Origin of the sequence: Janthinobacterium sp. GMG1, assembly GCF_034427795.1 — a bacterium.
In the GTDB taxonomy this organism is placed as follows: domain Bacteria; phylum Pseudomonadota; class Gammaproteobacteria; order Burkholderiales; family Burkholderiaceae_D; genus Janthinobacterium.
The window spans coordinates 631,553-657,851 of the sequence record NZ_JAXQNT010000002.1 but is presented as its reverse complement, the minus strand read 5'-3'; the positions used below and the strand labels follow the sequence as shown (position 1 = coordinate 657,851).

At 64.2% G+C, this 26,299-nt stretch carries 29 protein-coding genes; 10 read left to right on the top strand and 19 right to left on the bottom strand.

Annotation, left to right across the window (positions count from 1 at the left end):
• Positions 1–15: 15 nt before the first annotated feature.
• The gene (locus tag SJI03_RS08010; RefSeq protein WP_099378534.1) at positions 16–1,503 is read right to left on the bottom strand and encodes a PLP-dependent aminotransferase family protein; all 1,488 of its coding nucleotides are present in this window, start codon (positions 1,501–1,503) and stop codon (positions 16–18) included.
• A 105-nt stretch (positions 1,504–1,608) separates the two neighbouring features.
• Between SJI03_RS08010 and SJI03_RS08005 the strand changes: the two genes are divergently transcribed.
• On the top strand, positions 1,609–2,070 hold the full coding sequence (locus tag SJI03_RS08005) for an OsmC family protein (protein ID WP_322426756.1): 462 nt from the start codon (positions 1,609–1,611) through the stop codon (positions 2,068–2,070).
• Positions 2,071–2,724 carry an FMN-binding negative transcriptional regulator gene (locus SJI03_RS08000; protein WP_322426755.1) on the top strand — a complete coding sequence of 218 codons (654 nt, stop codon included), beginning with the start codon at positions 2,071–2,073 and terminating at the stop codon, positions 2,722–2,724.
• On the opposite strand, the gene SJI03_RS07995 is transcribed toward SJI03_RS08000, so the two are convergent.
• From SJI03_RS07995 to SJI03_RS07985, 3 genes are all read right to left on the bottom strand, one after another.
• A complete protein-coding gene (locus tag SJI03_RS07995) occupies positions 2,708–3,661 on the bottom strand; it encodes an AEC family transporter (protein WP_099378531.1) in 954 nt (317 codons plus the stop codon). The genes SJI03_RS08000 and SJI03_RS07995 overlap by 17 nt on opposite strands.
• Positions 3,662–3,760: 99 nt before the next feature.
• A complete protein-coding gene (locus tag SJI03_RS07990) occupies positions 3,761–4,198 on the bottom strand; it encodes a CHRD domain-containing protein (RefSeq protein WP_099378530.1) in 438 nt (145 codons plus the stop codon).
• Between the two features lie 166 nt (positions 4,199–4,364).
• On the bottom strand, positions 4,365–4,922 hold the full coding sequence (locus SJI03_RS07985; RefSeq protein WP_034753667.1) for a winged helix-turn-helix transcriptional regulator: 558 nt from the start codon (positions 4,920–4,922) through the stop codon (positions 4,365–4,367).
• 253 nt (positions 4,923–5,175) lie between these two features.
• Between SJI03_RS07985 and SJI03_RS07980 the strand changes: the two genes are divergently transcribed.
• Entirely contained in the window at positions 5,176–5,412 is a 237-nt protein-coding gene (locus SJI03_RS07980; RefSeq protein ID WP_322426754.1) for a hypothetical protein, read from the top strand.
• On the opposite strand, the gene SJI03_RS07975 is transcribed toward SJI03_RS07980, so the two are convergent.
• From SJI03_RS07975 to SJI03_RS07960, 4 genes are read right to left on the bottom strand one after another with little or no spacing between them, the layout of a single operon-like run.
• Positions 5,409–6,416, bottom strand: a complete 1,008-nt coding sequence (locus SJI03_RS07975; protein ID WP_099378528.1) for a spore coat U domain-containing protein — start codon at positions 6,414–6,416, stop codon at positions 5,409–5,411. The two genes, SJI03_RS07980 and SJI03_RS07975, sit on opposite strands and share 4 nt — an antisense overlap.
• Positions 6,416–8,770 (bottom strand): fimbria/pilus outer membrane usher protein, encoded by a 2,355-nt coding sequence (locus SJI03_RS07970; RefSeq protein WP_322426753.1) that lies wholly within the window; start codon positions 8,768–8,770, stop codon positions 6,416–6,418. The genes SJI03_RS07975 and SJI03_RS07970 overlap by 1 nt, the downstream gene beginning before the upstream one ends.
• A gap of 57 nt (positions 8,771–8,827) precedes the next feature.
• Positions 8,828–9,556, bottom strand: a complete 729-nt coding sequence (locus tag SJI03_RS07965) for a molecular chaperone (protein ID WP_233516172.1) — start codon at positions 9,554–9,556, stop codon at positions 8,828–8,830.
• A gap of 12 nt (positions 9,557–9,568) precedes the next feature.
• A complete protein-coding gene (locus tag SJI03_RS07960; RefSeq protein ID WP_099378525.1) occupies positions 9,569–10,099 on the bottom strand; it encodes a spore coat U domain-containing protein in 531 nt (176 codons plus the stop codon).
• Positions 10,100–10,169: 70 nt separating this feature from the next.
• On the opposite strand from SJI03_RS07960, the gene SJI03_RS07955 reads away from it, so the two are divergent.
• On the top strand, positions 10,170–10,436 hold the full coding sequence (locus tag SJI03_RS07955) for a hypothetical protein (RefSeq protein ID WP_158301222.1): 267 nt from the start codon (positions 10,170–10,172) through the stop codon (positions 10,434–10,436).
• A gap of 12 nt (positions 10,437–10,448) precedes the next feature.
• Positions 10,449–11,252, top strand: a complete 804-nt coding sequence (locus SJI03_RS07950) for a response regulator (RefSeq protein WP_099378524.1) — start codon at positions 10,449–10,451, stop codon at positions 11,250–11,252.
• Here SJI03_RS07950 and SJI03_RS07945 read toward each other — a convergent pair.
• Both SJI03_RS07945 and pnuC read right to left on the bottom strand, forming a co-directional pair.
• Positions 11,249–13,816, bottom strand: a complete 2,568-nt coding sequence (locus SJI03_RS07945) for a TonB-dependent receptor (RefSeq protein ID WP_322426752.1) — start codon at positions 13,814–13,816, stop codon at positions 11,249–11,251. The two genes, SJI03_RS07950 and SJI03_RS07945, sit on opposite strands and share 4 nt — an antisense overlap.
• A gap of 331 nt (positions 13,817–14,147) precedes the next feature.
• Positions 14,148–14,738, bottom strand: a complete 591-nt coding sequence (gene pnuC / locus SJI03_RS07940; RefSeq protein ID WP_322426751.1) for a nicotinamide riboside transporter PnuC — start codon at positions 14,736–14,738, stop codon at positions 14,148–14,150.
• Between the two features lie 228 nt (positions 14,739–14,966).
• Here pnuC and SJI03_RS07935 point away from each other — a divergent pair, with 228 nt between their 5' ends.
• Positions 14,967–15,722: a substrate-binding periplasmic protein gene (locus SJI03_RS07935; protein WP_322426750.1), complete on the top strand. Its 756-nt coding sequence runs from the start codon at positions 14,967–14,969 to the stop codon at positions 15,720–15,722.
• A gap of 6 nt (positions 15,723–15,728) precedes the next feature.
• Here the strand turns inward: SJI03_RS07935 and SJI03_RS07930 are convergent, their stop codons facing one another.
• Positions 15,729–16,430, bottom strand: coding sequence for an isochorismatase family protein (locus SJI03_RS07930; protein WP_217916680.1), 702 nt, complete (start codon positions 16,428–16,430; stop codon positions 15,729–15,731).
• Between the two features lie 65 nt (positions 16,431–16,495).
• The gene (locus SJI03_RS07925) at positions 16,496–17,362 is read right to left on the bottom strand and encodes a pirin family protein (protein ID WP_099378521.1); all 867 of its coding nucleotides are present in this window, start codon (positions 17,360–17,362) and stop codon (positions 16,496–16,498) included.
• A gap of 119 nt (positions 17,363–17,481) precedes the next feature.
• Between SJI03_RS07925 and SJI03_RS07920 the strand changes: the two genes are divergently transcribed.
• Together SJI03_RS07920 and SJI03_RS07915 are read left to right on the top strand one after the other, a co-directional pair.
• Positions 17,482–18,387 (top strand): LysR family transcriptional regulator, encoded by a 906-nt coding sequence (locus tag SJI03_RS07920; RefSeq protein WP_322426749.1) that lies wholly within the window; start codon positions 17,482–17,484, stop codon positions 18,385–18,387.
• A 46-nt stretch (positions 18,388–18,433) separates the two neighbouring features.
• Positions 18,434–19,237: a metallophosphoesterase family protein gene (locus SJI03_RS07915; protein ID WP_322426748.1), complete on the top strand. Its 804-nt coding sequence runs from the start codon at positions 18,434–18,436 to the stop codon at positions 19,235–19,237.
• Here SJI03_RS07915 and SJI03_RS07910 read toward each other — a convergent pair.
• Both SJI03_RS07910 and bla read right to left on the bottom strand, forming a co-directional pair.
• Positions 19,234–19,407, bottom strand: a complete 174-nt coding sequence (locus SJI03_RS07910; protein ID WP_199534410.1) for a hypothetical protein — start codon at positions 19,405–19,407, stop codon at positions 19,234–19,236. The genes SJI03_RS07915 and SJI03_RS07910 overlap by 4 nt on opposite strands.
• Before the next feature lie 265 nt (positions 19,408–19,672).
• Positions 19,673–20,629 carry a subclass B3 metallo-beta-lactamase gene (gene bla / locus SJI03_RS07905; protein WP_322426747.1) on the bottom strand — a complete coding sequence of 319 codons (957 nt, stop codon included), beginning with the start codon at positions 20,627–20,629 and terminating at the stop codon, positions 19,673–19,675.
• A 30-nt stretch (positions 20,630–20,659) separates the two neighbouring features.
• Between bla and SJI03_RS07900 the strand changes: the two genes are divergently transcribed.
• Positions 20,660–21,571 carry a metallophosphoesterase family protein gene (locus SJI03_RS07900; protein ID WP_322426746.1) on the top strand — a complete coding sequence of 304 codons (912 nt, stop codon included), beginning with the start codon at positions 20,660–20,662 and terminating at the stop codon, positions 21,569–21,571.
• Here SJI03_RS07900 and SJI03_RS07895 read toward each other — a convergent pair.
• The gene (locus SJI03_RS07895) at positions 21,568–22,095 is read right to left on the bottom strand and encodes a dihydrofolate reductase family protein (protein ID WP_322426745.1); all 528 of its coding nucleotides are present in this window, start codon (positions 22,093–22,095) and stop codon (positions 21,568–21,570) included. The genes SJI03_RS07900 and SJI03_RS07895 overlap by 4 nt on opposite strands.
• Before the next feature lie 41 nt (positions 22,096–22,136).
• Here SJI03_RS07895 and SJI03_RS07890 point away from each other — a divergent pair, with 41 nt between their 5' ends.
• Complete coding sequence (locus SJI03_RS07890) at positions 22,137–22,733, top strand: helix-turn-helix domain-containing protein (RefSeq protein ID WP_322426744.1); 597 nt, start codon at positions 22,137–22,139, stop codon at positions 22,731–22,733.
• Between the two features lie 30 nt (positions 22,734–22,763).
• On the opposite strand, the gene SJI03_RS07885 is transcribed toward SJI03_RS07890, so the two are convergent.
• The 4 genes from SJI03_RS07885 to SJI03_RS07870 all read right to left on the bottom strand — a co-directional run bounded on the left by SJI03_RS07885 (position 22,764) and on the right by SJI03_RS07870 (position 26,236).
• The gene (locus tag SJI03_RS07885; protein ID WP_322426743.1) at positions 22,764–23,441 is read right to left on the bottom strand and encodes a type 1 glutamine amidotransferase domain-containing protein; all 678 of its coding nucleotides are present in this window, start codon (positions 23,439–23,441) and stop codon (positions 22,764–22,766) included.
• Positions 23,442–23,463: 22 nt separating this feature from the next.
• Positions 23,464–24,627 (bottom strand): iron-containing alcohol dehydrogenase, encoded by a 1,164-nt coding sequence (locus SJI03_RS07880; RefSeq protein WP_322426742.1) that lies wholly within the window; start codon positions 24,625–24,627, stop codon positions 23,464–23,466.
• A gap of 85 nt (positions 24,628–24,712) precedes the next feature.
• Entirely contained in the window at positions 24,713–25,315 is a 603-nt protein-coding gene (locus tag SJI03_RS07875) for a TetR/AcrR family transcriptional regulator (protein WP_322426741.1), read from the bottom strand.
• A gap of 141 nt (positions 25,316–25,456) precedes the next feature.
• Positions 25,457–26,236 (bottom strand): enoyl-CoA hydratase, encoded by a 780-nt coding sequence (locus SJI03_RS07870; RefSeq protein ID WP_322426740.1) that lies wholly within the window; start codon positions 26,234–26,236, stop codon positions 25,457–25,459.
• Between the last annotated feature and the right edge of the window lie 63 nt (positions 26,237–26,299).

Here is a 26,299-nt window from a genome sequence, read left to right as displayed (position 1 = left end):
AACTGCCAGTATAGTTTATCGGCCGCGCAGGATGCGTCCCAGTTCCTGCAAGCCGTGCGCCATCTCGGCCGGGGGAATCGCCGCAAAGCCCAGCAGCAGCCCGGGCGGCGTGGCGCAGGCGGCACCGGCGTCGGGGTCGGCATAGTGGCCCAGCGGACGCAATTCGATGCCGCGTGCCATACCCGCGCGCGACACCATTTCTTCATCGTGGCCAGCGCGAAAGTACGCGCACAGTTCCAGGCCGCTGTCGGCCGGGCCGCACGCGAGCTGATCGTCGAGTTCGCGCGCAAGGCCACGCACCAGCGCATCGCGTCGCTCGGCATTGCTGTCGCGCGTGCGGCGGATATGCCGGCCAAAGTGGCCCTCGGCGATGAAGTCGGCCAGCGCCATCTGCGGCACGATGGCCGTGTGCCGGTCCATCACGGCCTTGGCTTGCACCAGCGCGTCGGCCAGCGCGGGCGGCGCCACCATATAGCCCAGGCGCAGGCCGGGAAACAGCACCTTCGACAGGGTCCCCACGTACACCACGCAGCCGGCCCGGTCCAGGCTTTGCAGCGAGGCCAATGGCGCGCCCGTGTAGCGGTATTCGCTGTCGTAATCGTCTTCCACCAGCCACGCTTTATGTTGCGCGGCCCAGGCCAGCAAGGCCAGACGGCGGGGCAAGCTCATGCTAACGCCCAGCGGCATCTGGTGCGACGGCGTCACGTACGCCAGCTTCGCCTGCGGGCAGTGCGCCACGCCATACGCCACGTCCAGCCCCTGCGCATCGACGGGGACGGGAAAGACGCGCGCGCCGGCCGCGCGCAGCGGACCGCTGGCGCCCCGATAGCCGGGCGACTCCATCCAGGCCGCGTCGCCCGGCGCCAGCAGGATGGTCGACAGCAGGAACAGCGCCTGCTGCGAACCGGAGGTGATGACGATCTGCTGCGGCGTGCACTGGACGCCGCGCGACGCTTTCAGATACACGCACAGCAGTTCGCGCAGCGGCAGGTAGCCGGCCGGGTCGCTGTAGCCGAAATGGTGGTCGGGCCGGCGCCAGCGCCGCGCTTCCAGGCGGTTCCACACGTCGAACGGAAAATGGTCGATGCGCGGCATGCCGACGCGGAAGGCGCGCAACGGGCCACGGTGGAAGGCCACCTGGCGCATGGCTGTCACCACGCCCTGCCCGCGCGCCGACAGGGGCCGCAGCAGGCCCGGCGCCGCGGCAGGGGCAGAGGCAGACACCGGCAGCGGGACGTCGCGACTGACAAAGGTGCCGCGCCCCACGGCGCCATCGAGATAGCCTTCGGCCGTCAGCAGCGCATACGCATTGAGCACCGTCTGGCGCGACACGGCCAGCAGGCGGCAAAAGTCGCGCGTAGGAGGCAGCTGCATGCCGGGACTCATGCGGCCATCGAGGATGGCGGCCTTGATGGCCGCATACAGCTGGCGAAACAAGGGCTCGCGGGCGCCGCGCTGCAGTGGCAAGGCGGCGATGAGCTGGTGCAGGTGGGAAGATGACATGGTGGCATTCTTGAATTGGTAGTTTCAAGATAGCACTTATTGGCTGTTTTAAATAGCCAAAACTGGCGCTAAGATGGCGCATCCCCCTACTCTTGCGGAGCACCCATGCATCAATTTTTCGCCACCGTGGCCTGGCAGCGTGACGGCCAGGATTTCGCCGGCCAGCGCTACAGCCGTGGCCATGAATGGCAATTCGACGGCGGCCTGACGGTACCCGCCTCGTCGTCGCCCCTGTCCGTGCCGCTGCCCATGTCGGTGGCGGCAAATATCGATCCGGAAGAAGCGCTGGTGGCCGCCACGTCGAGCTGCCACATGCTGTTCTTCCTGTCGCTGGCAGCGCAGCGCGGCCACGTCATCGACGACTACCGCGACGATGCCGTCGGTGAACTGGGCAAGAATGCGCAAGGCCGCCTGGCCATGACGCGCATCGTGCTGCGCCCGCGCATCGCCTTCGCGGGAACGCCGCCCTCGCCCGAGGCGCTGGCGGCCCTGCACCACGACGCGCACGAGCGCTGCTACATCGCCAATTCGCTGACGGCCGACGTGGTCGTGGAAGGAGCCGCCTGAATGTACACGCCCACCAGCTTTCGCGAAGAGCGCCTCGACGTGCTGCATGGCCTGATCGACGCGCATCCGCTGGGCGCGCTGGTGCGCCAGAGCGTCGATGGTTTGTGCGCCGACCATCTGCCATTCGAGATCGCCGCACCCACGCCTGACGCCCCATTCGGCATCCTGCGCGCCCATGTGGCGCGCGCCAACCCGCTGTGGCGTACAGCCGGCGGGAACGATGAATGCATGGTGATTTTCCAGGGGCCGCACGCCTACATCACGCCCGCCTGGTATGCGGAAAAGCAGCGCAGCGGCAAGGAAGTGCCGACCTTTAATTATGCGGTCGTGCACGCCCACGGCCCCCTGCGCGCCATCGACGATGCGGCATGGCTGCTGGGATTGGTGGAGCGGCGGACGGCGCGCCATGAAGCGGGGCTGGCCACGCCATGGCGGGTGAGCGATGCGCCAGCCGGCTATATCGACAAGCTATTGAAAGCCATCGTCGGCATCGAAATCCCCCTCACGCGCCTCACGGGAAAATGGAAGCTGGGGCAGAACCGCACGCAGGAAGATCAGGCCACGATGGCGCGCGAACTGACCGCCGGCACCCAGCCCGGCGCAGCGCAGGCCCTGGGCGCGCTGATCGCCGCCAACGTCACGCCAGCCAGCTGACGGCCGCCGAAAACGTCAGAAACGACAGCGCCGTCGACACAAGGATGATGCGGGCGATGCGCGCCGTGTTCGCCCCGAAGCGTTCGGACAGCAGCGAGACATTGCTGGCGCTGGGCAGGCAAGCCACCAGCACCATGCAGGTCAGCGCGAACGGATCGAGCGGCGCGCCCAGTGCGATGGCCGCGTGGCCGATGCCCCACACCAGCAACGGATGCAGCAGCAGTTTTTTCAGCGCCACGGGCACATATTCCCCCAGCGGCGCCGGATCGCTCGTGCTCATTTGCGAACGGGCCAGCACGGCGCCGATGGTAAACAGGGCAACCGGCGAGGCGGCGTCGGCCAGCAGGCCCACCGTCTGCATGATCGGCTTGGGCAAGGCCAGTTCCAGCCACGACGACAGGGCGCCCAGCACGATCGCCCACGGCATCGGGTTGCCGGCCATGCCCTTCAGGGCGTTGACGACGGCGGCGCGGCTGCCGTGCGCGCCGCCGCTGCCGATACGCGACAGGGCGATGCACAGCGAGCTGGTAATCAGCATGTCGACGACGATGGTGACGATGACGGGGCCAGAGGAACGGGGACCGAGCAAGGTCAATAGCAGGGGCACGCCCATGAAGCCTGTATTCGGGAAGGCCGCCACCAGCGCACCGAAGGCGGCGTTGTTCCAGTCGATGCGGTGGCTCAGGGTCATGGCCATGGTGACGCCCACCATGATCAGCGCGCACAGCAGGTAGACGCCGAACACGCTGGCGTCGAGCAGCTGCGCGATGGGCGTGGCGGCGCCGAAGCGGTACAGCATGCACGGCAGCGCGAAGTACAGGACAAAACTGTTCAAGCCGCCGATGGCGGCCAGCGGCAGCAGCTTGCGCCGCACGGCCAGGTAGCCGCACAGCACCAGGGCGAAGAAGGGAAAGGTGATGGCGAGGATGGTCAGCATGGAGCGCCATTGTAGCGCGCTGCACTGGCTGGCCGCCTGGTTCAAAAAAAGGCCGCTCGCGCGGCCCAAGGAGGTTTCGGGGATAACGCCGCTGGCCGGCTAGGGCTTGAGCTGGGCGCGGATCTCGCCGGCCGGGTAGGCGGCGCTGTGCACGTTCACGTACAGGTTGCCGGCCTGGTAGCTCGCATATTGGGGCGGCGTGAGCATGGCGCCGGGCGGCACGGCAAACATGCCTTCGGCCGTTTTCACCAGCGGCACGATGACAGGGCCATTGGCGCCGGCGGGCGCTTCATGGATATGCGCGACGGTGGCCAGCATGCCCGTGTAGCGCACGCCGCCGCTGACGCTGCGGTCGTGGGCGACGCGAAGATTGCTGCTGCCGCTGGCCGTGCTGGTATTGGCCGGCACTTCCTGCGCGCCCGTCAAGGTGACGTCATGCCCGCCAGGGTGATGCGGGCCGTGGGAACAGGCGCCCAGCAGGGCGGCCAGCGCCAGCACGCTGGCGGTGCGGCAGGCATGTTGTTGCAGTGTGCTCATCGCAATACTCCTTCAACGGACATCGGATCACGGATGGCGCACTGCCCTGCCCGCACAGCCGAGCCGGGCGTACGCCGCACTTGCGTTGCATGGTGCGACAGTAACGCCATGCCGCCGTGTCCGCTTTGCTGTACGCCAAACTTGCTGCTCGTCTGCCAGCGCGCCTTCAGGCCAGGTGGCCTTCCGCCACCCAGCCGCGGTTGGCGGCCGGCGCCTTCGGCTTGGGTGCGATGCCGCTGCTTTTTTCCGCATCGAGGATGATGCTGCGCATGCTATCGCTGGCGGCAGGCCCAGGCGCGAACGCGTAGTACTCGTCATTGATGGGCAAGCCCGTCGTGGCGTCGACCAGTACCGGGTCGGCGGCCAGGCCCGTATCGCGGCTGGCGATGACGAGGCTGGCGCCTTCCGGGGCGAAGTTTTCATTACCCCAGGCAATAAACGCCAGCAAGACGGGCTTGAAGGCGCGCCCGGACTTGGTCAGCACATAGTCGTAGCGGGGCGGCTTGGCGCAATACAGGCGGCGCGTCATCAAGCCGCCCTCCACCAGGTCGGCCAGGCGGCGCGTCAGGATGGTAGGCGCGATCTTGAGGCTTTTTTCAAATTCGTCGAAGCGCGTCTTGCCATAAAACGCTTCGCGCAGGATGAGGATGCTCCACCATTCGCCCACCTTGCCCAGGCTGCGTGCGATCGGGCAAGGCAAATTATTAAAGTTGGTATGTTTCATGGCCATCTCCTCACATTGATTCAACACAACAATCGAAAAGTATTTCAGTTGCAACACGGAAACTTAGTTACTATCATTTTGAAAGTGAGGTGCGTGCCCCTGTGGCGGGCTGAAAATACACGAAAACTCACACTTTCCTTGTTCAAGTACAATCATGGCTGGTTCTGCTCCCCCAATCCCGGTGCGAAAAACGGTGTCAGCCACGCCTTCCGGCGCTGCTGCCCACGCCCGTTTTTCACTCGATGCTTTCACGATGACCCCTTTGAAATTTGCCGTCCTGCCTGCCCTGCTCGCCGTATCCCTTTGCCAGACCACCACCGCCGGTACCGTGTCTTCCGCGTCGTTCCAGGCCACCTTCGCCGTCCACGAAACGTGCACCATCGTCTCGCAGCGCAACAGCACCCAGGTGCGCTGCCAGCACAACACACCCTATTTTCTGCACCAGCAGGCAACGCCATCGGGCACTGGCCTCGTCACCGTCACGTTCTAAAAATAAATCGTTGCCGTCACGGTGTCCTTGTAGTCACCGGGGCGCGGCGACACCTGCGCCGGCACGCGGCCGTAGATCGTCAGCGGCACGCTGGCGCCCGTGCCCGTGCCCGTCACCATGCTGGTCCCAGCCGTGCCATCGCCCCATGGCGCACCATCGAGCGTGGCTGACAGCAGGTAACTGACCTTGTCCGTGGTGACGGTGTTCTTCATTTGCCGGTTGGCCACATTGAGCGCCACGCTGCCGCCGTTCAGCGCAATCTGGTAGGCATTATTGTTCACGCAACGCACCGACAAGGTGCTGGTGCTGCGCAAGTTGCCCGTCAGGATGGAGGCGTTCGCAAACGCCATCGGCGTGGCCGTGATGGTGCAATCGTTGATGGCCGTGGCATTCACCGTGAAACCGAAGCTGCCGCTGCTGGCCGTGCAACCTTGCAGGTTGATGAGGCCGTACGTGGTGTAGGTATAGGTACCCACGCCGGCAAAGCTCGACGTATAGGCGGTATTCGCATTACCCACCGTGGGCACGGCGGCCAGGGCGGTGCCGGCAGGAATCTTCGCGTACACGGTAAAGGTGGTGGAATAGGTGCCAGGCGGCGCCAGCAAGCCGGCCGACAGGATCATGCCAAAGGTCGACGGCGCGCCCGTCACGCCGGCGCCGCCCCAGATCTTCGCCGTCGCATACGAACTGTCCACGTACACGTTGTATTCCATGCGATTGCTACCGTTGCCCAGCTTGCGCGGCAGGGCCGAGGTGGAATTCGTGCCCAGCCCCAGCGAAATGCACACTTGCGCATTCGGCGTGAGCAGCTGCCCCAGGTTCAGCGACGAAAACAGGCAGCTGAAGGTCCCCGTTGCCTGCGCCACATAATCGGTGCCGGAAATCGGACTGACGGAGCCGAAATCGATATTCGTCACGCTGACCGTGCAGGTATCGGCCGCCTGCGCCACGCTGCCCCAGGCGCAGCCCAGCAGCAGGGTCAGCCATAGCAGCAGGCGGCGCATCAGCGGCCTGCCCCGGCGCTGGCGGCAGCGGCTGCGCAGCGCAATGGCCCGATCACGGGCAAGCCGCCCGACGCCGGACGCACATAGGCAAAGCGCACGGTGCACGCGCCATCGCCCTCGCCGACTTGCAACTGATTTTGCTCGAGCAGATCGTCGACGAAAACGATGCCGTCGAATCCCACGACCGTCTGCTTGCCGCTTTGCACGTGCAACACGGGCAAGCCCGTGGCCAGCGACTTGCCCTGCGCATCCTGGACGATGACGGTGGCCGCGCTGTAACGCTCGATGGGAAAGGCCGCCAGCACGCCCGCCAGGTATTGCGGCACAACATTGATATTGCTCACAGGCACCCGCGCGTCGACGTCAAGCTCGTCCGTGGCGATGCTGATCTGGTTGTTGCCATAGGGATTCAAATTCGGTACCAGCAGATAGCCGCCCCTGCCCGTCACGCCGATCTGGCGGTTTTCATGCAGCACAGGAATATCTGCCACGCCGCCCGTGGAGACCAGCGCAAAACCGTTGCCCACCTGGCGCGCCGCCTCGACATGGCCGTCCATCAACAGCAGCGCGCCGGCCGCGCCCAGCGAGGAAGCATTGCCCATGCTGCTGCTTTGCGTGCGCGCGCTCACGCGGCCATCGCTGCCCAGGTATTCCACCTGCGCCTGGCGGTAGGCATTGCTGCCCGATGTGCCAGCCTGCACGTTCCAGCCGAAACCGCCGCCAAAGTCCGCCGCGCGCTGCGCGCTGATGCTGCGGCCGCTCTCGCCGTTTTGCCGGCTGCTGTTTACGCTGATGGCCAGATTGTTGTCGAAGGCCATGCTCAGGCCAAAGTAAAAGCCCCGCTTCTCGCGTTGCCGCAAGTCCTGGAACAGGCTGGCGTTGAAGAACAGGCCGTGAAACAGAGTGGCCGAATAGCCCACGGTGGCCAGCTTCGATGGCGGCGCGCCGGGCGTGCGGTAACTGATATAGCTGCTGCTGATGCTGCTTCCTGCTGGCAATGGCAAGCTGACGGTGAAGCGGTCGGCCGCGCGCACCACGGGGCTGCCGTCGCGCGAGGCCAGGTCGCCAAAGCCGGCGCTGGCGCGCACGCTTTGCACGTCGACGCTGAAGCGCGGCCCCATGTACTGGTAGCCGGCGCCCAGCTGCACGCCACGGCTGCGGCCGGCGCTGGCCGACAGTGAACCGTTGAGCACGCCCGCCTGGCCCAGCCGCACCAGCGCGCCCGCCCCCGCCTGATACAGGCCGGCGGCCAGTTCCGCATGGCCTTCGAGGGTGAGATTGTCGCTGACACCGTGGCGGCCGGAAGCGCTGGCGACCAGTTGCCGCGCATAGCCGAACAGGCGGCGGCCATAGTCGCGCCGCACGGCGCCCGCCTCGACCGAGTAATCGCTCAAACCGCTGGCCAGCATGCGCGTGTCGACATACAGGGGCAGCACGGTCGTCACGCTGCGCCCCAGCGCATCGCGCGTGATGATCGTGGCTTGCCCGGCGCCATTGATGCCGGCCACCTGGTTCAGCACAAACGGACCACTGGGCACGCTGGCGGCATATTGCTGCACGCCATTGACGTACAGGCTCAGCGACGATGGCACGAGCGCCGTGCCATCGACGGAGGCGACGGGAAAGGTCAGCAGGTCTGGGCGCAGCTGGAAATTCTTGCGCCACTGCACGCCACCGACGCGCACGGCGCGGCTCCAGCTCAGTGACGAGGAAATCAGGTCGCCCACCTGCCACGTTTGCAAGGTCTCGGGGTCGGCGTGGCTCCAGAAGGTGTCGAAACGCATGTATTTGCGCTGATCCGCCCCCAGGTTCACCGTGCCGGTATTGCTGAAGACGCCGCTGTCATTGAAATAGCGCAAGTCGTTGAAGATGGCGGCGCGCCGCGTCTGCCCCAGTTCCGCATAGGCTTCGTAATTGAGGACGGCGCCGGGCGTGACGCTCGATGGCGGCGTCTGCGCCGCCGTGCGCGCGCTGATGCGGTAAGGCGAGCGCAACGCGTCCGCCACCTGCAGCGACACGCTCTGGCGCGCCGCATCATATTCATAGCTGAGTCCGGGAATCGCCTCGAGCGCCACCTCGGTCTGACCGGGTGCGACCAGGCGCGCCGGGTCCAGGCCCAGCTGCTGCAAGTTGGCCACACTGCTGCGCAAGCCTTTGCCCACCTGGGTAAAGCGCAAGATCAGCCCGGTCGATTCAGCATTCACAGTGACCTCCAGATACAGTTCATTCGGCGCCGCCGGATCGCTGGGCAAGCTGGCGGGGCCAGGATCGGCGCCCGTCAGGCCCACCGCGCCATCGGCCCTGGCCAGCGGCGCCATGGCCAGCAACAGCAACGCTGCCAGTACGCGTTTCATGGTGTGGCCGCTTGCGCCCAAGGCGCGCGGCAAGCCGGCCCGTCATGGCAGCCATGTTCAAGGTGTCGAATTCTTGGCAATGAGTGCCTTGGCATTCACATTGACCGCAATACTCAACGGCCCATCCAGTTCAGCCTCCCTGGCAACGGGCAGGCGCCAGACGCGCATGCGTGCCGCCAGGACATAACCAAACAGCCCCTTGCTGATGACAAACTCCTTGCCCGCCTGGTTCGTCAACGTCATCGCGCCGATCTGCGCATGGAAATTGCCACTGTTCTTGACACGCAGCATCCACTCGCCCTGTTCGCGGAAAACCTGCCAGTCGAGCACTTCCTTGCCCGGCGCACCGGCCGGCAGCACGAATACGGGCACCGAATAGCGCAGGCGGATATCGACGCCGCTGCGGCCCGCCTCATCCTCGCGGCTGACTTCATCGATGAGCACGCGATACGTCTTTTCCTGCGCGACAGGGCCAGCCTGGGCACGCACGAGGCGGATGGTCTGCCGGCTGTTGGCGGCGATTTCGACGATCGGCGGACTGGCCACCAGTTCCTGCGTTGGCGCCAGCGTTTCTTCGCCATCGCGCTGATCCCAGACAAACACCCGCACTTGCCCGTAGATGGGCTGGTCACCGAGGTTTTGCAAGTTGAGGCCGGCCGCATTCTGCGCCGCGCGCAAATTGAGCGTCACCGGCGAAATCTGCAGACTGGCGCCGTGCGCGCCCGCGGCACAGCAGACCAGCAGCGCCAGCACGCCTTTCATCAGGGAAGCAACACCGGCCTTCACGCAGCGCCTGGCTTAAAAGTAAACGGTGGCCGTGATGGTCGACTTGTAGGTATCGGGCGCCGGTGTCGCCTGCGGCGGAATATTGCCGTACACCGTGATCGGCTGCGAAGAGCCATTGCCGGTGCCGCCGACGGTATTCGTGCCCTGGGTATCGCCCCACAAGGTACTGCCGGCCGTCTGGTACAGATTGAATTGCACCGTCCCCAGGTTGCCGCCAGTGCCGCTCAGGTAGCGTGTCGTGCCGGTCGAGCCGGTGCCCGAGCCAGCCGTCAGGCCCACGTTATACAGCGTGGTATTGGTGCAGGTGACGTTCACGGTCGTATTGACGTTCACGGCAGTAGCCAGTACACCCTGACTTTGGCCAAAGTCGAGATTGGCCGCCGCGATGGTGCAATTGGCGATGATTTTCAGGGTGACGTCAAAGGTGGTGCTGGCGCTGCCATTCAGATACACGGCGGCGTCGGCGCCACGCGGCAGGAACGCCGTGGCGGCAACAGCCACGCTGGCGGCAACGATAAGGCGGGGGAAAATAACTCGCAACATGATACCTCCTGATGATGGAACATCATTAATGAGCCCGCCAATTTGAGGGGCATCGAGGATAGTCACGGTATTGCCGGCGTTTTCTTGGGCACGCAAACCAGGACGACAGAATACTTGCGCCGAGAGTCAGGAACCCGGGGACTCCGGCACTTTTTGCAGCATTGGCAAAACAGATTTTTTGGCAATCGACATTGCTTTAAATCAATGCATGAATGAATTATTAGCGATCTGGGAAATCGCCGCTTCTTCTGGCGGAGAAACATCTTTTGAAACACGAGAAAAGCAGAAAAAAAAGAAAAAGCAGGGCATAATAAACCACAACTTGCTTTTTGGTTAAGTCATCCATGCCATGCCATTGACCAGCGAAACCATCAAAAAGAACATCTTGATCGTGGACGATTCCGCGTTCGAGCAGCGCATGCTGATGGAGCTTCTCAGCGAGCAGCCCTACCGTTTCAGCATCGCGTTCAACGGCTACCAGGGCTACCAGCTGGCACTGGCCACGCATCCCGACCTGATCCTGCTCGATGTGCGCATGCCCGAGATGGATGGCTACACGGCCTGCCGTTTGCTCAAGGCCAATCCCGAAACGGAACAGATACCCGTGATCTTTCTCAGCGGTGCCGATGCCGCCAAGGAACGCATCATGGGCTTGCAGGTGGGGGGCGTCGACTACATTTCGAAGCCGTTCACGCCGGAAGAACTGGCCGCGCGCATCCATATCCACCTGGGTTTGATGCGTAAAAGCAACAGTACCCTGCCGGCGGCGACGCCGATCAGCGACAAGCTGCAACATCCCGACCTGGTCTTCGTCAATGCCGTCAAGCAACTCATTCTCGACAACCTGGGCAGCCTGCCCAACCTGTCCGAAATCGCCCGCAGCGTGGGCACCTACCGCGAAAAGCTGACCCTGATGTTCCGCGAGCAGACGGGCATGACGGTGTTTGCCTTCATCCGCGAAGCGCGCATTGCCCGCGGCGTGGAATTGCTGCAGCAGACGGACATCGACGTGCAGGATATCGCCCTGCTGATCGGCTTTCACAACGCGGGCAACTTCGCCACCGCCTTTCGCGAACGCATGGGCGTTCCCCCCAGCGCCTACCGCCAGCGCCTGCAGGAGCAGACGGGCCAGCGGCAGGCGGCGGGCGGTTAGAACTTGTAGTTCAGCTTGAGCGCCGCGACGCGTCCACGCGGATCGGCCTGGGTAAAGTCAAAGCCGGTGGAGGCATAGTCCCAGGGCGCGCGCTTGTTGGCCAGGTTTTGCACGATGAAGGTGACGTTTGCCTGTGGCGTCACCTGCCAGGTGCTGGTCACGTCAAACGTGCTGAAGGCGGCCACCGATTCGTCGAGGTGCTGCTGCTGCGCATAGCTGCCCACGTAGTTCCAGGTCAGAGTCGACGACCACTTGCCCTGTTCCCAGGTGGCCGACGAGACGCCGCGCCATTTCGGGATGGAACCGAAGTAATTGGTGCCGGCGCCATCGGTCAGCGGCGCGCCATCGGACAGCGGTTCGGCAAAGCGCAGCACGCGGCTCAACTGGCCGGCCAGGGTCAGCTTGCCCCAGTCCTTGTCGACGAAGCGCTGGCGCAGGTCGATATCGATGCCCGACACTTCGCGCTGACCCTGGTTGCGGAACTGGCGATACAGGGTCGTGATGCGCCCATCGGCACCGCGCGTGATCTGTTGCGGCGCCGTGCCTTCATTCTCGAGAATGGTGGTGGCGCTGGCCGTGCCGATTACGCCATCCTGCTTGATGCGGTAGTAATCGAGGCCGATGCTCGAACTGCTGGTGGGAGAGACCACCACGCCCAGGTTCAGGTTTTTCGAGCGCTCGGGGCGCAGGTTCGGATTGGCGATGGTCATCACCGTCACGCCGCGCGACTGCGTCGGCGTCAGCGGATCGCGGGCATCGATCACGCCGGTATAGCTGACGGCCGTGCTGTCGGTGATTTCCGGCAGCGACGGCGCGCGGAAGGCCCGTGAAACGGTGCCGCGCAGCAACAACCATGGCGCCGCCTGGTAGCGCGCGCTGGCCTTCGGCGAAAACGCATTGCCAAAGTCGCTGTAATGGTCGGCGCGTCCCGCCACGTTGACGGACAGGTCTTTGACGACGGGTACATTGAATTCGGCAAACAGGGCCGACACATTGCGCGAGCCGTTGATGATATTGAGTGCGGGGCGCAGTTCCGTGCCCGACAGCACGGCCGTCGAGGTTTGCGAATCCATCTTTTCGCGGCGCCACTGGGCACCGGCGGCAAAGCCCAGCGGGCCGGCGGGCAAGTCCCAGATATCCTTGGCCGCCGAGAAGTCGAGCGTGTCGAGCGTCGATTCGGCCGGGCGCAGGGTCGACAGGCGCAGGCGGTTGCGCACCGCTTCGCTGTTTTGCGACTGGTCGAAGAAATTGTAGCTGCCGTCGGCCAGCACTTTCTGGAATTCGTAGCGGTTGACGAAGTTCTGCACCGTTTCCTCCAGCTTGCTGCTGGAATGGGCCACGGCCGTATCCCAGTCCCAGCCCGCCCAGGTGCCCTTGGCGCCGGCCAGCGCACGGTAAAAGGTGACGCGGTCCTGTTTCAGGCGCGGTCCCAGGTCGAACAGGGTGGCCGTGAACGGCAAGGGCGTCGTGCCCGGATTGTTCGGATGGCCCACGGGCAGCACCACGGGAATGGTGTCGAGCAGCTTGGTGCTGTTGTTCCACACGCGCGTGGCGTTATTCACCGTCAGCGGCGCGCTGAAGGTCTGGTCGGCGCGCGAATAGCTGTGCAGCAAATCGACATAGGCTTCCGTGTCCGCGTTCAGCTTGAGGGTGCCGCGCAGCGACGAGTGGATGCGCTGGATGCCCGGAATCAGCGTCTTATACGGCGCCGGATTGTAGGCCAGCACCTGGCCGCTGCGATCGGGATTGATATCGTTGTATGGCACCAGTTGCAGCGGGCCGCGCACGCCGCCGAGGGTCTGCGTAGGATCGTTGCCAGCGTAATTCGTGGCAGCCCAGCCCAGGCTGCCGCGTTGCTGCTGGCGGTAATCGGCGTCGCGCAGCCAGGCCACGTCGCTTTGCTGCAGCTTGTCGCGCTGCTGCGCGTCGACCGAGAAGACCACGCTGTAGCCATCTTCCTCGAGCTTGCCGAAACCCGTTTGCAGCGCCGCGCTCTTTTCATGCTGGCCCGTGCCTTGCGTCGAGCCGCCCCATTGCGCCGTGATGTCCGTGCCCGTGAATTCCTTGTACAGGATGATGTTGACCACGCCGGCCACGGCGTCGGAGCCATACACGGACGAGGCGCCATCCTTGAGCACCTCGATGCGCTGCACGGCCGCCATCGGCAGGCTGTTCAGGTCAACGAAGGTCTGCTGCAAATCCTGCGCCGTGGCGTAGCTGGCCACGCGGCGGCCATTCACGAGGATCAGGGTATTTTGCTGGCCGATGCCGCGCAGCGACAGGCCCGAGGTGCCGGCCGAGAAACTGCCCGTATATTGTTCGTTGTAGCTGTTGCCGCTGTTGGCGGAGATGGCGCGCAGCACGTCCGACACGCTGGTCTTGCCGCTGGCTTTCAATTCCTTGGCCGTGATGACTTGCACGGCGCTGGCGCCCTCCTTTTCGCTGACGCGGATATTCGATCCGGTGACGTTCACGCGCAGCATGTCGTCCTCGGCATGGGCGATGCTGGAAACGGCGGGAAAGGCGGCGGCGATGGCAAGACTGATGGCGAGTGGTTTGAACATGGTTTCCTCTTATTGGGATTGCAGCCTTTTTCCGATAAAAAAGGCCGAGCAGGGGCACGCAGACCGGGTGGGCCTACGGGCAGACGACAACGAAACGGATGGATTGACTTAAGGGATGCGTGGACGGGCACGCACCGGCATCCACTGCGCCATGCATTGCATGGTCAGCTGGTGCGGGGCGGCGTAAAAACAGGCAGAAAGGGTAAAACGCAACATAAAAGACACCGGTAAGCGGGGAAAGGCCACTATATCCCGGTGTCTTTATCGCGTGAACGAATTAAAAATTGATTGTATATACGATTTGAATCTAAGGACTTGGTGTAAGGCAAGATCAGGCGTCGGCAATCACCGCAGGCGCTTGCGCCGCGCGGCGTGCCTGCACGCTCCACCAGTACCAGGAAATCACGGCGTTGACCCAGTAGGCCGCATACAGCACGGCCGTCAGGTGCAGGCCGCGGCTGTAGTACAGCGGCACGGCCACGGTGTTGACCAGCAACCAGAAAGCCCAGGTTTCGATGCGTCGGCTCATCAGCAGGAATTGCGCGATGATGCTAAATACCAACACTGCCGAATCGATGAACGGCGCGTAGGCATTCGTGAAGCGGTGCAGCAGCATGCCGTAGATCGCCACGGAGACGATGCCGGCCGGCACCACCCAGGCCAGGCTGCGCCAACCCGTGCGCGTGATCGGCAACGGCTTGCCGCCGTCGCCGCGCCGCCATTGCATCCAGCCGATAACGCAGGTGACGATGAAAAACAGTTGGAGCATCACGTCGGCGTACAGGTTGACCTGGAAAAAGAGCACGGCAAACAGCACGCAGCCGACCATGCCGATCCACCAGGAATGAATATTATTGCGTCCGGCCAGGATGATGGAGGCAGTCATCAATACATTGGCGGCGATCTCGAGCGGGGCAGTCAAGCGGTCTTCCTTTGCGGGGCAGTGGTGGCACCGCGCCACTATAGCCGATTACACTGCACGGTGTTCGCCACGCCGGAGCCGATACCCATGGGGGAAAGCGGCAAAAAACGCGCAAACATCGAGGAAATGCGAACCAGGCCGGCCTTCAGCCGCCGCAGCCCTTGACTTCCGTGGCCATTCTGGCAAATTGAATAGCAAGTTGAAACTCCAGGAAGCCCCCTTATGCGCATGCGCCATCTCCTGTTTGCGGCAGTGCTCGGCGTATCTGCCCTGCCCGCCGTAGCTTGCCGCATGACGATGGCGCTGGAGCAGTGGCCGCCGTATGTCTACCGCGATGCCCAGGGCCGCCATACGGGCCTGGACCTGGAATTGCTGAAGGCCATTTTCAAGGAAGCCCGCTGCACCCTGGTCACCGTGCCGGAGCTGCCCACGGCGCGGCGCCAGCTGCTGTTCCAGAAAGGGGGGCTGGACCTGATGCTGGCCGCGTCCGAGACGCCGGAACGCCAGTCCTATGCGCGCTTTTCCCTCTCGTACCGCGATGAAGCCGTGGGCGTCTTCAGCAAATCCGGCTCGCCCGGCAACCACCAGCAGATCGCCAGCTTCGCGCAGCTCGCGCGCGGCAAGTCGACCTTGCTGGCGCCCAAGGTGGGCTGGTATGGCGCGCAATACGCGGCGGCCCGGCCGGCGCTGGAAAAGGCCGGCCGCCTGAATGCATTCGGCAGTTTCCAGCAAGGCGTGCGCATGCTTGACGCGGGCCGCGCCGACCTGCTGCTGGGCGACGTGCTGGCCGTGCGCCACGAAGCGCGCCTGCAGGGCGTTGCCTTGCGCACCCTGCCCTTCCTCGTCCTGCGCGCCCCCGTGCACCTGATGCTCAATGCGCGCACGACCAGCGCCGGCGACCTGGCGCGCCTGAACGCCGCCATCACGCACCTGGAACAGCGCGGCGTGCTGGCGGCGATACGCAACAGCTACGAAGCGCCGTAGCGACGGTCAGCCCTTGCCGGCCGCTTCGAGGATTTCCAGCTTGGTTTCGCGGCCATTCTTTTGCACACCCTGCGCCTTGTCGTAGCTTTCGATCAGGGCGCGGTATGGCGGCACGATATGGTCGGTCATGATGGCGGCGAATTCCATCGCGTCGGCGCGGTTCCAGGTGCTCATCACTTCAGCCAGCACGGCGTACGTGTCGATCGGCACGGCGCCCGCCTGCGTCACGCGCGCCATGGTAATGTCGGTGGCCATCTTCGACCAGTTGCCCGAGGCATCGATGATGGCGAACACCTTGTAGCCGGCCGCCAGCGCGCTGATGGTCGGGAAGGCCATGCACACGCTGGTGAGCGTGCCGGCGATCAGCAGGGTCTTGCGGCCCGTCTTTTCGATGGCTTCGACCCAGGCCGGATTGTCCCAGGCGTTGATCTGGCCCGTGCGCGGGATGTAGACGGCTTCCGGGTTGAAATGGTGGATTTCCGGAATCAAGGGGCCGTTCGGACCGTCGGGCACGGACGCGGTGGTAAAAGTCGGCATGTTGGCCAGGCGCGACAGCTTGGCCAGCGCCGTGACGTGGCCGCGCAGCACGTGCTGCTCGATGTCGCGCACCAGCTGGAACAAACCGCTCTGGTGGTCGATCAGCAGCATGACGGCATCGTCGGGATCGATCATCGGTGGCAAACCTTGGAAGTTGGCGGGGGTGCTCATGGTGGTCTCCTGAAAAACCATGCCGCGGGATGCGGCATGGGTACTACACAAATTCACTGCACAAATTACGTCGCGATACGGGCAAAGCGGCCGCTGTTGAAATCCTCGAACGCCTGCGCGATTTCCGCCTCGGTGTTCATGACGAAGGGACCGTGGCCGACGATGGGTTCCTCGATCGGCTCACCGCTCAGCAGCAGTACCACGGCGTCGTTGTTCGCTTCGATGGTGATGCTGTCGCCATCGCGCTCGAACAGCGCCATCTGCGCTTCGCGCACCACGCTCTCGCCATTGACCAGCACCGTGCCGTGCAAAACGATCAGCGCCGTGCTCCAGCCTCGGGTCACGGGCAGCTCCGTCAGCTTGCCCTGGGCCAGGCGCATGTCCCACACCTGCATCGGCGAGAACGTGCGGGCGGGTCCATGCTGGCCAGCGAAGTCGCCGGCGATCACGCGCACGGAACCGGCATCATCGGGCAGCGCCACTGTGGGAATCGTGTCGCTGGTGATGGCCTGGTAGCCGGGCGCCGTCATCTTGTTTTTCGCCGGCAGGTTCACCCACAGCTGCACCATTTCCAGCGTGCCGCCCGACTGTGTGAAGGCAGGCGAGTGAAACTCTTCATGCAGGATGCCGGCGCCGGCCGTCATCCACTGCACGTCGCCGGGGCCGATCACGCCGCCCTGGCCCGTCGAATCGCGGTGCGCCACTTCGCCCTTGTAGACGATGGTCACCGTTTCAAAGCCGCGGTGCGGATGCGAACCGACGCCGGGCGGACGGGTGCCGGGCGCAAATTCGGCAGGACCGGCATAGTCGAGCAGCAGGAAGGGGCTCAGCTGCTTGCCATGGCCGTTATACGAAAACATCGAGCGCACGGGGAAACCGTCGCCGACCCAATGCTGGCGGGGTGCGCTGTAGATACCTGTGACTTTGTTCATCTCGATCTCCTGTTGGGGTTTGCATTACGATGAAGACAGAATACGCTTGCAACGATGAAGGCGGTAGACGGTAAAATATGCCATCAGCGTTCCATAAATAGAACGATCAAGGAGGCGACATGCAGGACCTGAATGACTTGTATTACTTTGTGCAGGTGGTCGACCATGGCGGTTTCGCGCCGGCCGGGCGCGCGCTGGGCATGCCGAAATCAAAACTGAGCCGGCGCATCGCGCTGCTGGAAGAGCGGCTCGGCGCGCGCCTGCTGCAACGCACGACGCGGCATTTTTCCGTCACCGATGTGGGGCAGACGTTTTACGAGCATTGCAAGGCCATGCTGGTGGAGGCGGAGGCGGCGCAGGAAGCGATCGAACTGACGCGCGCGGCGCCGCGCGGCACGGTGCGCCTGTCCTGTCCCATCGCTCTGCTGCACTCGCTGGTCGCACCCATGCTGGCCGGTTTCATGCGCGAGCATCCGCAAGTGACTCTGCTATTGGAAGCGAGCAACCGCCGCGTCGATCTGGTGGCCGAGGGTATCGACGTGGCCATCCGCGTGCGTCCGCCTCCGCTGCCCGACAGCGATCTGGTATTGCGCGTGCTGGCCGAACGGGGCCAGTGCATGGTAGGCAGCCCGCTGCTGTTCGCCGGCGCGGCCTTGCCGAAGGCGCCGGCCGACCTGTCCGACTGGCCCAGCCTGGCCCTGGGCACGCCGCAACAGCACTACCAGTGGGATTTGCACGGCCCCGATGGCGCGCGCGCCCAGCTGCGCCACGTGCCGCGCTTCGTCACGGGCGACATGCTGACCCTGCGCGACGCGGCCGTGGCCGGCGTGGGCGTGGTGCAGCTGCCGACCATGATGATCACGGAACAGGTGGCCGATGGCAGCCTGCTGCCGCTGATGGAGCAGTGGCGGCCGCAGCGCGAAATCATCCACGCCGTGTTCCCGTCGCGGCGCGGTCTGCTGCCTGCCGTGCGCGCGCTGCTCGACTACCTGGCGCACAGCTTCGCCGCGCTGGAGGAAGAGTGAGGGTTTTCAGGTACGATGGCGTACTCTCCAATCGCCTGGATGCCGCATGCGTCTATTGATTCTGTCGGACCTGCACCATGAGTTATGGCGCGACGAAGCGCCGCAGGGCGACCTCGCGCTCAGCTGCCCCGACGCCGTGATCCTCGCCGGCGATATCGACACGGGCGCCCGCGCCGTGGCCTGGGCCGCCAGTGCATTCGCGGGACTGCCCGTGCTGTACGTGCATGGCAACCACGAAGGCTATGGCCACCACCTCGACAAGGTGCGCCAGGAACTCCACGCGGCTTGCGCCAGCACGCAGAACGTGCATTTCCTCGACTGCGGCACGCACGTCATCACCGACCAGGCAGGCCACGCTGTGCGCTTCCTGGGCGCCACCCTGTGGACGGATTTCCGCCTGCTGGGCGACGACACGCGCCAGGCAGCCATGCGCGACGCGGAAGCCGTCATGAACGACTACAAGCGCATCCGCCTGGCCAACATGGGCTTTCGCAAGCTGCGTGCGGCCGATACGGCCATGTTCCACGCGCAGCAAAAAGCGTGGCTAACGCGCGAACTGGCGCAGCCATTCGACGGCAGCACCGTCGTCATCAGCCACATGGCACCGTCGCTGCTGTCGGTCGACGATGCCTACGGCAGCGAAGGGTGTTCGCCCGCCTATGCCTCGCGCCTGGACGAACTGGCTGCGCGGGCGAATCTGTGGGTGCATGGCCATATCCATGCTTCGCGCGACTACCGCATCGGCCAGTGCCGCGTCGTAGCTAACCCCTGCGGTTACAAGACGCGCAGCGGCGCGCCGCAAAATCCCGCTTTTGATCCGAACTTCATCATTGACCTGCCGGCCCGCTAATCGTCAGCCTTGAGGCGGCCCGCCAGCCATTGCTGCAGGCGGTGCTTGCCGGCCCGGCGCGCCACGCGCGGCGACACTTCCGACTGGTGCGCGCCGGCGCCGCCGCGCAGCCTGGCGGCGGCCACCAGCGGATTGCGCGGCTTGGGCGCGGCTTTTACTTTGATTTTCATGCTGTTTCCTTTCAACCCGGTCGTGCAAAACAAAAAACCCCGGCGAGTTTCCTCACCGGGGTTTGAAGGACACCGGCCCGGGATCGGCAATGCTGCCGTTGGCCCCGAGCGTCATGCGCGGGGCTAGTGGTAAGTCAACTTGCTGCCAGCCTGCTCGAACATGGGTTTCCTTTCTTTTGTGTGGTTGATCTGCACTGCGGATGACGATTCTGCGCCGGATGCTGCAGTGCGTCAACCGCCTTTCATGGCACATGCGCCAACGTTGTTATTTTGTCGCAGTCTCGCCAGCCATGGCTTTTTCCTTGGCGATGCGCGCTTCGAGCTTGGCTTCATTCTTGGCACCGTAGTTGCTGCACGCCTGCGCATCGATGAAGGGATTCGGCGTGACGCCTTCCAGCAATTGCGTCAGCTTGCGATCGCCGCCCGAGTGGTCGGGGTGGGCCGAGATCAGGATGTCGCACGGCAGTTTGGCGAAGTCCTGCATGACGCGGCGGAAGGCCGGCGTCAGGTCCGCATGGCGTTCATCGCCCAGGTAGTGAAAATCGTCGGCCGCCACCGGCGTGAGGCTGGCGCCGAACACCACGTTCAGGCAGTCCTGACGCTCCGCATCCTCGCACGACACCCAGGTCCAGCTGGTGCTGCCCGGCGTATGGCCAGGCGTGTAGCGCGCCGTGACGGTCACGTCGCCCAGTTGCAAGGTTTCGCCATCGGCGATCTCGCGCACGTTTTCCACGGCCGGCATGGGGTCGATTTCGCCCGCTTGCGGGTCCATGGCGAGCACCGAACCCGCGCGCAGCGCCTGCGCACCCAGCGGGCTGGCGACCACTTGCGCGCCGCTGTCGCGGGCCAGGGCGGCGATGCCGCCCGAATGGTCGAAATGCGCTTCCGTATTCAGGATGAACTTGATGTCTTCCAGGCGAAAACCCAGCTCGAGGATATGTTCCTTGATGGCGGCCACCGATTGCGGCAGCGCGCCGTCGATCAGGATCAAGCCTTCGCGCGTGTCGATCAGCACCACGCTCAAGCCGCCCACGCCCACGTAATACGTGTCGCCGTGGATGCGCGCCGGCTGCTGCGGGCGGTTCCATTGCGCCGCATACGGCGAGGCGATCGGCTGCGTCAAGGGATCGACGGCGGGCGTGGCGGCATGCGCGGAAAACGGCAGCGCCATGGCGGCCAGCGCGATGCTGAGCAAGGTCTTGGAAAGGAAGAAAGGCGGCATGCGGCTCCAGTAATGAGTGTGCGGTAATCGATGCCACAGGGTAACGTCGCCCCCGCGCGCGGTCAAGCGGACGGGCGTGGCGACTTGCGCTACGATAGAGGCCCATTCACTGCCGTGCGCCTCGCCGCGCCTCCTGCCATGCGTTTGCTGATCCTGTCCGACCTGCATCTGGAAGTCTGGGGTGACGACACGCCCGCCATCGACCTTGCCGCCTGCCGCCCCGACGTGGTGATCCTGGCCGGCGACATCGACACGGGCAACAATGCCATCGCGTGGGCCGCGCGCACCTTCGGCGCCCTGCCCGTGCTGTACGTACATGGCAACCACGAGGGTTATGGCCACCAGCTCGAACACATGCAGGACGCCGTGCGCGACGCCTGCGCCAGCGCGAACACACAGGGCGCCAACATCCGATTGCTCGACGGTGACGCCGTGGTCTTGAACGGCGTGCGTTTTCTCGGCATCACGCTGTGGACGGATTTTTTACTCTTCGGCGCCGACAGGTACGAGGAAGCCTTGAACGCGGCGCAAACCTACATGCCCGACTACAAGCGCATCAGCACGGGCGGCGACACGCCGCGTCTCTTGTGCGCGGCCGACACGGCGCAGCTGCACGCGCAGCATCGCGCCTGGCTGGAACAGCAACTGGCGCAACCGTTCGATGGCAAGACCGTTGTCATCACGCACATGGCGCCATCGATGCTGTCGGTGGAAGAGCAATACGCGACAAACCTGGGCTCTCCCGCCTTCGCCTCACAGCTGGACGCGCTGGTGGCGCAGGCCGACCTGTGGGTACATGGCCACATGCACGCTTCGCTCGACTACCGCGTCCAGAACTGCCGCGTCGTGTGCAACCCCTGCGGCTACAAGCGGCCGGACGGCACGCCGGAAAACGAACGTTTTGACACAGGCTTCATCGTCGACCTGGCCAGCGCTGGCTAGTTTTTGCGATAGCGTAGCTGCACCACGCCACTCGGCAACTGGCGCGTGTGGTCCAGGCGCCAGTCGCTGCGCGGCAAGCCGTCCTCGAACAGGCGCACGCCCTTGCCCAGCACCACGGGCAGCACGGACAGGGTCAGGCTGTCGATGACGCCCTCGCGCAAGCCGGCTCGGATGACGGCGCCGCCATCGAGATACACGTGGCGGCATCCCTCCTCCGCCAGCCCCTCCAGCACTGCCCGCACACTGCCTGCGCGGCGCTGCTCGCCATGGCGCGGCGCGAAGTCGCGGCGGCTCAGGACCACCACGCGCTTGCCCGCATACGGCCACGGCTCAAAACCCAGCACGGCGTCATACGTGGTGCGCCCGATCAGCAGGGTATCGACCTGCTCCATCAAGGCCGTATAGCCGGTGGCGTCGGGCGAGTCGGGGGCCAGTTCGGCCAGCCAGGACAGGTCGCCGTTTTCTCCCGCGATGCAGCCGTCGAGGCTGATGCCGAGAAAAACGCTGACGAAAGTTTTTTGCATGGGTGCTCCTTGATTTAATTCTACGATGTAGAATTATGCCCATGAAAACCCCAAAACTTCAAGCCATGGAATCTCCCGTGCGCCGCGCCGGGCGTCCGCGCCGCGCCGCGCCCGCGCTGGACAACGCCAGCATCCTGCAAGCGGCCCTGGCCCTGCTGGAAGAAAAAGGCGAAGCGTTCTCCATGCGCGCGCTGGCGCACAGCCTGGGCGTCGATGCCATGGCCCTGTATCACTACTACGCGGGAAAAGAGGAATTATTGCTGGCCTTGATGGCGCAGCGTTTTGCCGCGCTCGATCCGCAGCAGCCGCCATTCACGCGGCGCCAGGCAGCGCCACGACGCCTGCTCGCGCTGTGCGCGCTGTACCTGGAACTGGTCAGCGCCACGCCGTATTTCGTGCGCCTGATGGCGCGCGGGCTGGTGACGCAAGCCGATGTGGCCGAGCGGTTTACGGCCCTGTTCGAGCTTGCCGTCGAGGGTCTCGCGCTGAATAAAAAATCCCGGCTGCGCGGGCATGATGCGCTCGTCGATTTCCTGCACGGCTATGCGCTGGCGGGCAGGCCGGCCAGCGAGACGCAATGGCACGCCTCGGTCAGCCTGATCCTGGCGGGCATGGTCGCCACACACAATGCCGTGTGACGACCAGCAGCCGGACGCCCTACCCTGGCATCAGGCCAGCAGCTTGAGCAGCGCCTGGGCGGCCGCTTCCGACGATGCGGGATTCTGGCCCGTGACCAGCAAGCCATCGGTGACGGCGTACGGCTGCCAGTCGCCCAGCTTCGAGTAGACGCCGCCATTTTCCTTGAGCATGTCCTCGACCAGGAAAGGCACGATGGCCGTCAAGCCGACGGCGTCTTCCTCGGTATTCGTAAAGCCTGTCACTTGCTTGCCACGCACCAGCGGCGCGCCGTCGACAGCCTTCACGTGGCGCAGCACGCCCGGTGCGTGGCAGACGGCGGCAACCGGCTTGCCGGCGGCGATCATCTGTTCGATCAGCGCGATCGAGTGCCGGTCTTCGGCAAGGTCCCACAGCGGGCCATGACCACCCGGGTAAAACACGGCGTCAAAGTCGGCCGCCTTCACGTCGGCCAGCTTGCCTGTGTTGGCCAGCACGGCTTGCGCATCGGCGTCCTGCTTGAAGCGGCGCGTGGCGTCCGTTTGCGAATCCGGCTCGTCGCTTTTCGGGTCGAGCGGCGGCTGGCCGCCCAGCGGCGAGACGACCGTCAGCTTTGCGCCCGCTTCTTGCAGCGCATAGTAGGGAGCGGCGAATTCTTCCAGCCAAAAGCCGGTTTTCTTGCCGGTGTTACCGAGTTGATCGTGCGAGGTCAGTACCATCAGGATGTTCATGTTGTTTCCTTTTATGTCAGGGTTACAGTGCTGCTTCGAGGATACGGCGGCTGCGCGCGAGGTCGATATCGCGGTGTTCGCCGAGGGAGGTCATGCCATGTGCTTCCAGTTGCGTCAGTACCGCTTCCACCGCTTCCTGGCCCAGCTGATAGGCCGACAAACGGGTCGGGATGCCCAGACCTTCGAAGAAGGCGCGGGTTCGCGCGATGGCGGCGTCGATGCGCTCGTCGTCGCTGCCGCTGGTGATGTTCCAGACACGTTCGCCATACTGTAGCAATTTGCCGCGTTTCTGCTCGCGCTGTACGTCCAGCAGAGCCGGCAACACCAGGGCCAGGGTGCGCGCATGGTCGATGTCGTACAGGGCCGTCAATTCGTGGCCGATCATGTGGGTGGCCCAGTCCTGCGGCACGCCGGCGCCGATCAGGCCATTCAGGGCCAGGGTGGCCGTCCACATCAGATTGGCGCGGGTATCGTAATCGTCGGGCGAGGCGATGGCCTGCGGCGCGATCTCGACCAGGGTTTGCAGCAAGCCTTCGGCAAAGCGGTCCTGCACCTTCGCCTGCACCGGATAGGTCAGATACTGTTCCGTCGTGTGGACAAAGGCGTCGACCAGGCCATTGGCCACCTGCGTGGCCGGCAAGGTAAAGGTTTTGCTCGGGTCGAGCACGGAAAACTGCGGGTACAGCAGCGGATTGCGAAAACTCAGCTTGTCATGCGTGGCTTTTTTCGTCACCACGCCGCCGCTGTTCATTTCCGATCCCGTGGCCGGCAAAGTCAGCACCGTGCCGAATGGCAGGGCGCGCTGCACATTGGCGCCACCGCGCTCGGCGATTTCCCACGGCTCGCCATCGTACATGGCGGCGGCAGCGACGAACTTGGTGCCGTCGATCACGGAGCCGCCGCCGACGGCCAGCAGGAAGTCCAGCTTTTCGCTGCGCACCTGAGCCACGGCGCGCATCAGGGTTTCATAGCTGGGATTGGGTTCGATGCCGCCAAACTCCTGCACACTGCGCTGGCCCAGCGCAAGCGCGGCGCGCACCTCGGCCAAAGTGCCCGTCTTTTCCGCGCTGGCGCCGCCGTACAGGATCAGCACGCGCGCATCGTGCGGCACCAGCGTGGACAGTTTGGCGACCGTGTCGGCGCCGAACACAATCTTCGTCGGGTTATGGAATTCAAAGTTCTTCATGCTGCTACTCCTTAATTATTAGACTGGTCGTCTAGAGTAAAATTCAAAAAAACGCGGACGTTTGCCATCCGCGTACCTAGCGTCCTTATTGATCCGGCGGCAACTGCAGCATGGACAGCGTCGCCCGCCATGCCGTTTGCAAGGCGCTGGCGTCGCGCCGCAGCTTGGTCAGCATCGCCGCGCCCAGCCACAGCTGGTACAAGGTGGCTGCCATCTGCGCCGGGTCGGCCACCGATGGCAGGGTATCGTCCACCCTGCCCCGCGCGATGGCCAGGGCCAGCCTGGCGATGATGCGGTGGGTGCCATCGAGCAGCGCCACGCGCATCGGCTCCGACATATCCGCCACTTCGCTGCTGAGCTTGACCACCAGGCAACGGCAGTCGCAACCGCTACCATCGAGGCTTTCGCTGGTCCAGTTGGCCCAGTAATGCATCAGCGACTGCGCCGCGCTCTGGCCGGGCTGGCCCAGCACGAGTTCCATTTCGTCCAGGTAGCCGGTGACGTAATCTTCCAGCATCGCTACACCAAACAATTCCTTGGACTTGAAGTAATGGTAGAACGAGCCCTTGGGCACGTCGGCGGCCGACAGGATTTCGTTCAGCCCCACACCCGCAAAGCCCTTGCGCGTGATGATGGCCTTGCCCTGGTCGATAATGTGCTGGCGCACGTCGGTGTATTCAGCTTTCATGCGAAGCATTGTAGCACAATTAGACCAGTCGTCTAGATTAAATTAAACCAGGAAGAAAATGTTGGGGTCAGACCCTCGAGGCCGCTAACGCAGAGGTTTGCTCTCACGGCTAGGGGGGGGGGGCTGACCCCGGCAGTCAGCTTAGGCAAACTTCTTGAAATCCGGCTTGCGCTTTTCAAAGAAGGCCGTAAACGCTTCCTTCGCTTCGGCGCCGCCCAGCATGGCGCTGAACAGCTTGTTTTCGTCGGCGATGGCGGCCTTCATCGGCTCCATGCGGCTTTGTTTCATCAAGCGCTTGGTGGCGCGGATGGAGGCGGCCGGCAGGGCTACCAGCTTGGCGGCCTGGCCTTGCGCGTACGTCATCAAGTCGTACAGGGGCACGACTTTCGAGACCAGGCCCATTTCCAGCGCTTCGCTGGCCGGGAACGCTTCGCCCAGCATCAGTTTTTCCGCCGCGCGCGGGTAGCCGGCCAGTTGCGTGAGCAGCAGGCTGGAGCCGAATTCCGGGCACAGGCCCAGTTGCGTGAACGGCATCGAGAAGCTGGCGTTGTCGGCCGCGTAGACAAGGTCGCAGTGCATCAGCAAGGTGGTGCCGATGCCAATGGCCGGGCCGGAGACAGCCGCCACCACGGGCTTGCTGCTGCCGTACAGGGCGCGCATGAACTGGAACACGGGACGGTCATGGTCGAGCGAACCATCCTTCGGGCGCGCCGTCTTCATGAAGTCATCGAGGTCGTTACCGGCCGTGAAAATCTCGCGCTTGCCACAGATCAGGATGGCGCGCACTTCATCATCGGTCTCGGCCGCCACCAACGCGTCGGCCAGGGTCTGGTACATGGCGCCCGTGATCGCATTCTTGCGTTCCAGGCGGTTGAATTCCAGGGTCAGAATGCCCTCGCTCTTGCTGCACAAAATATCCATGTCGTCTCCAAAAAGATAAAGGGCGCCGAGGTATCCCCAGCGCCCAAGTTTTGACTAATCTTA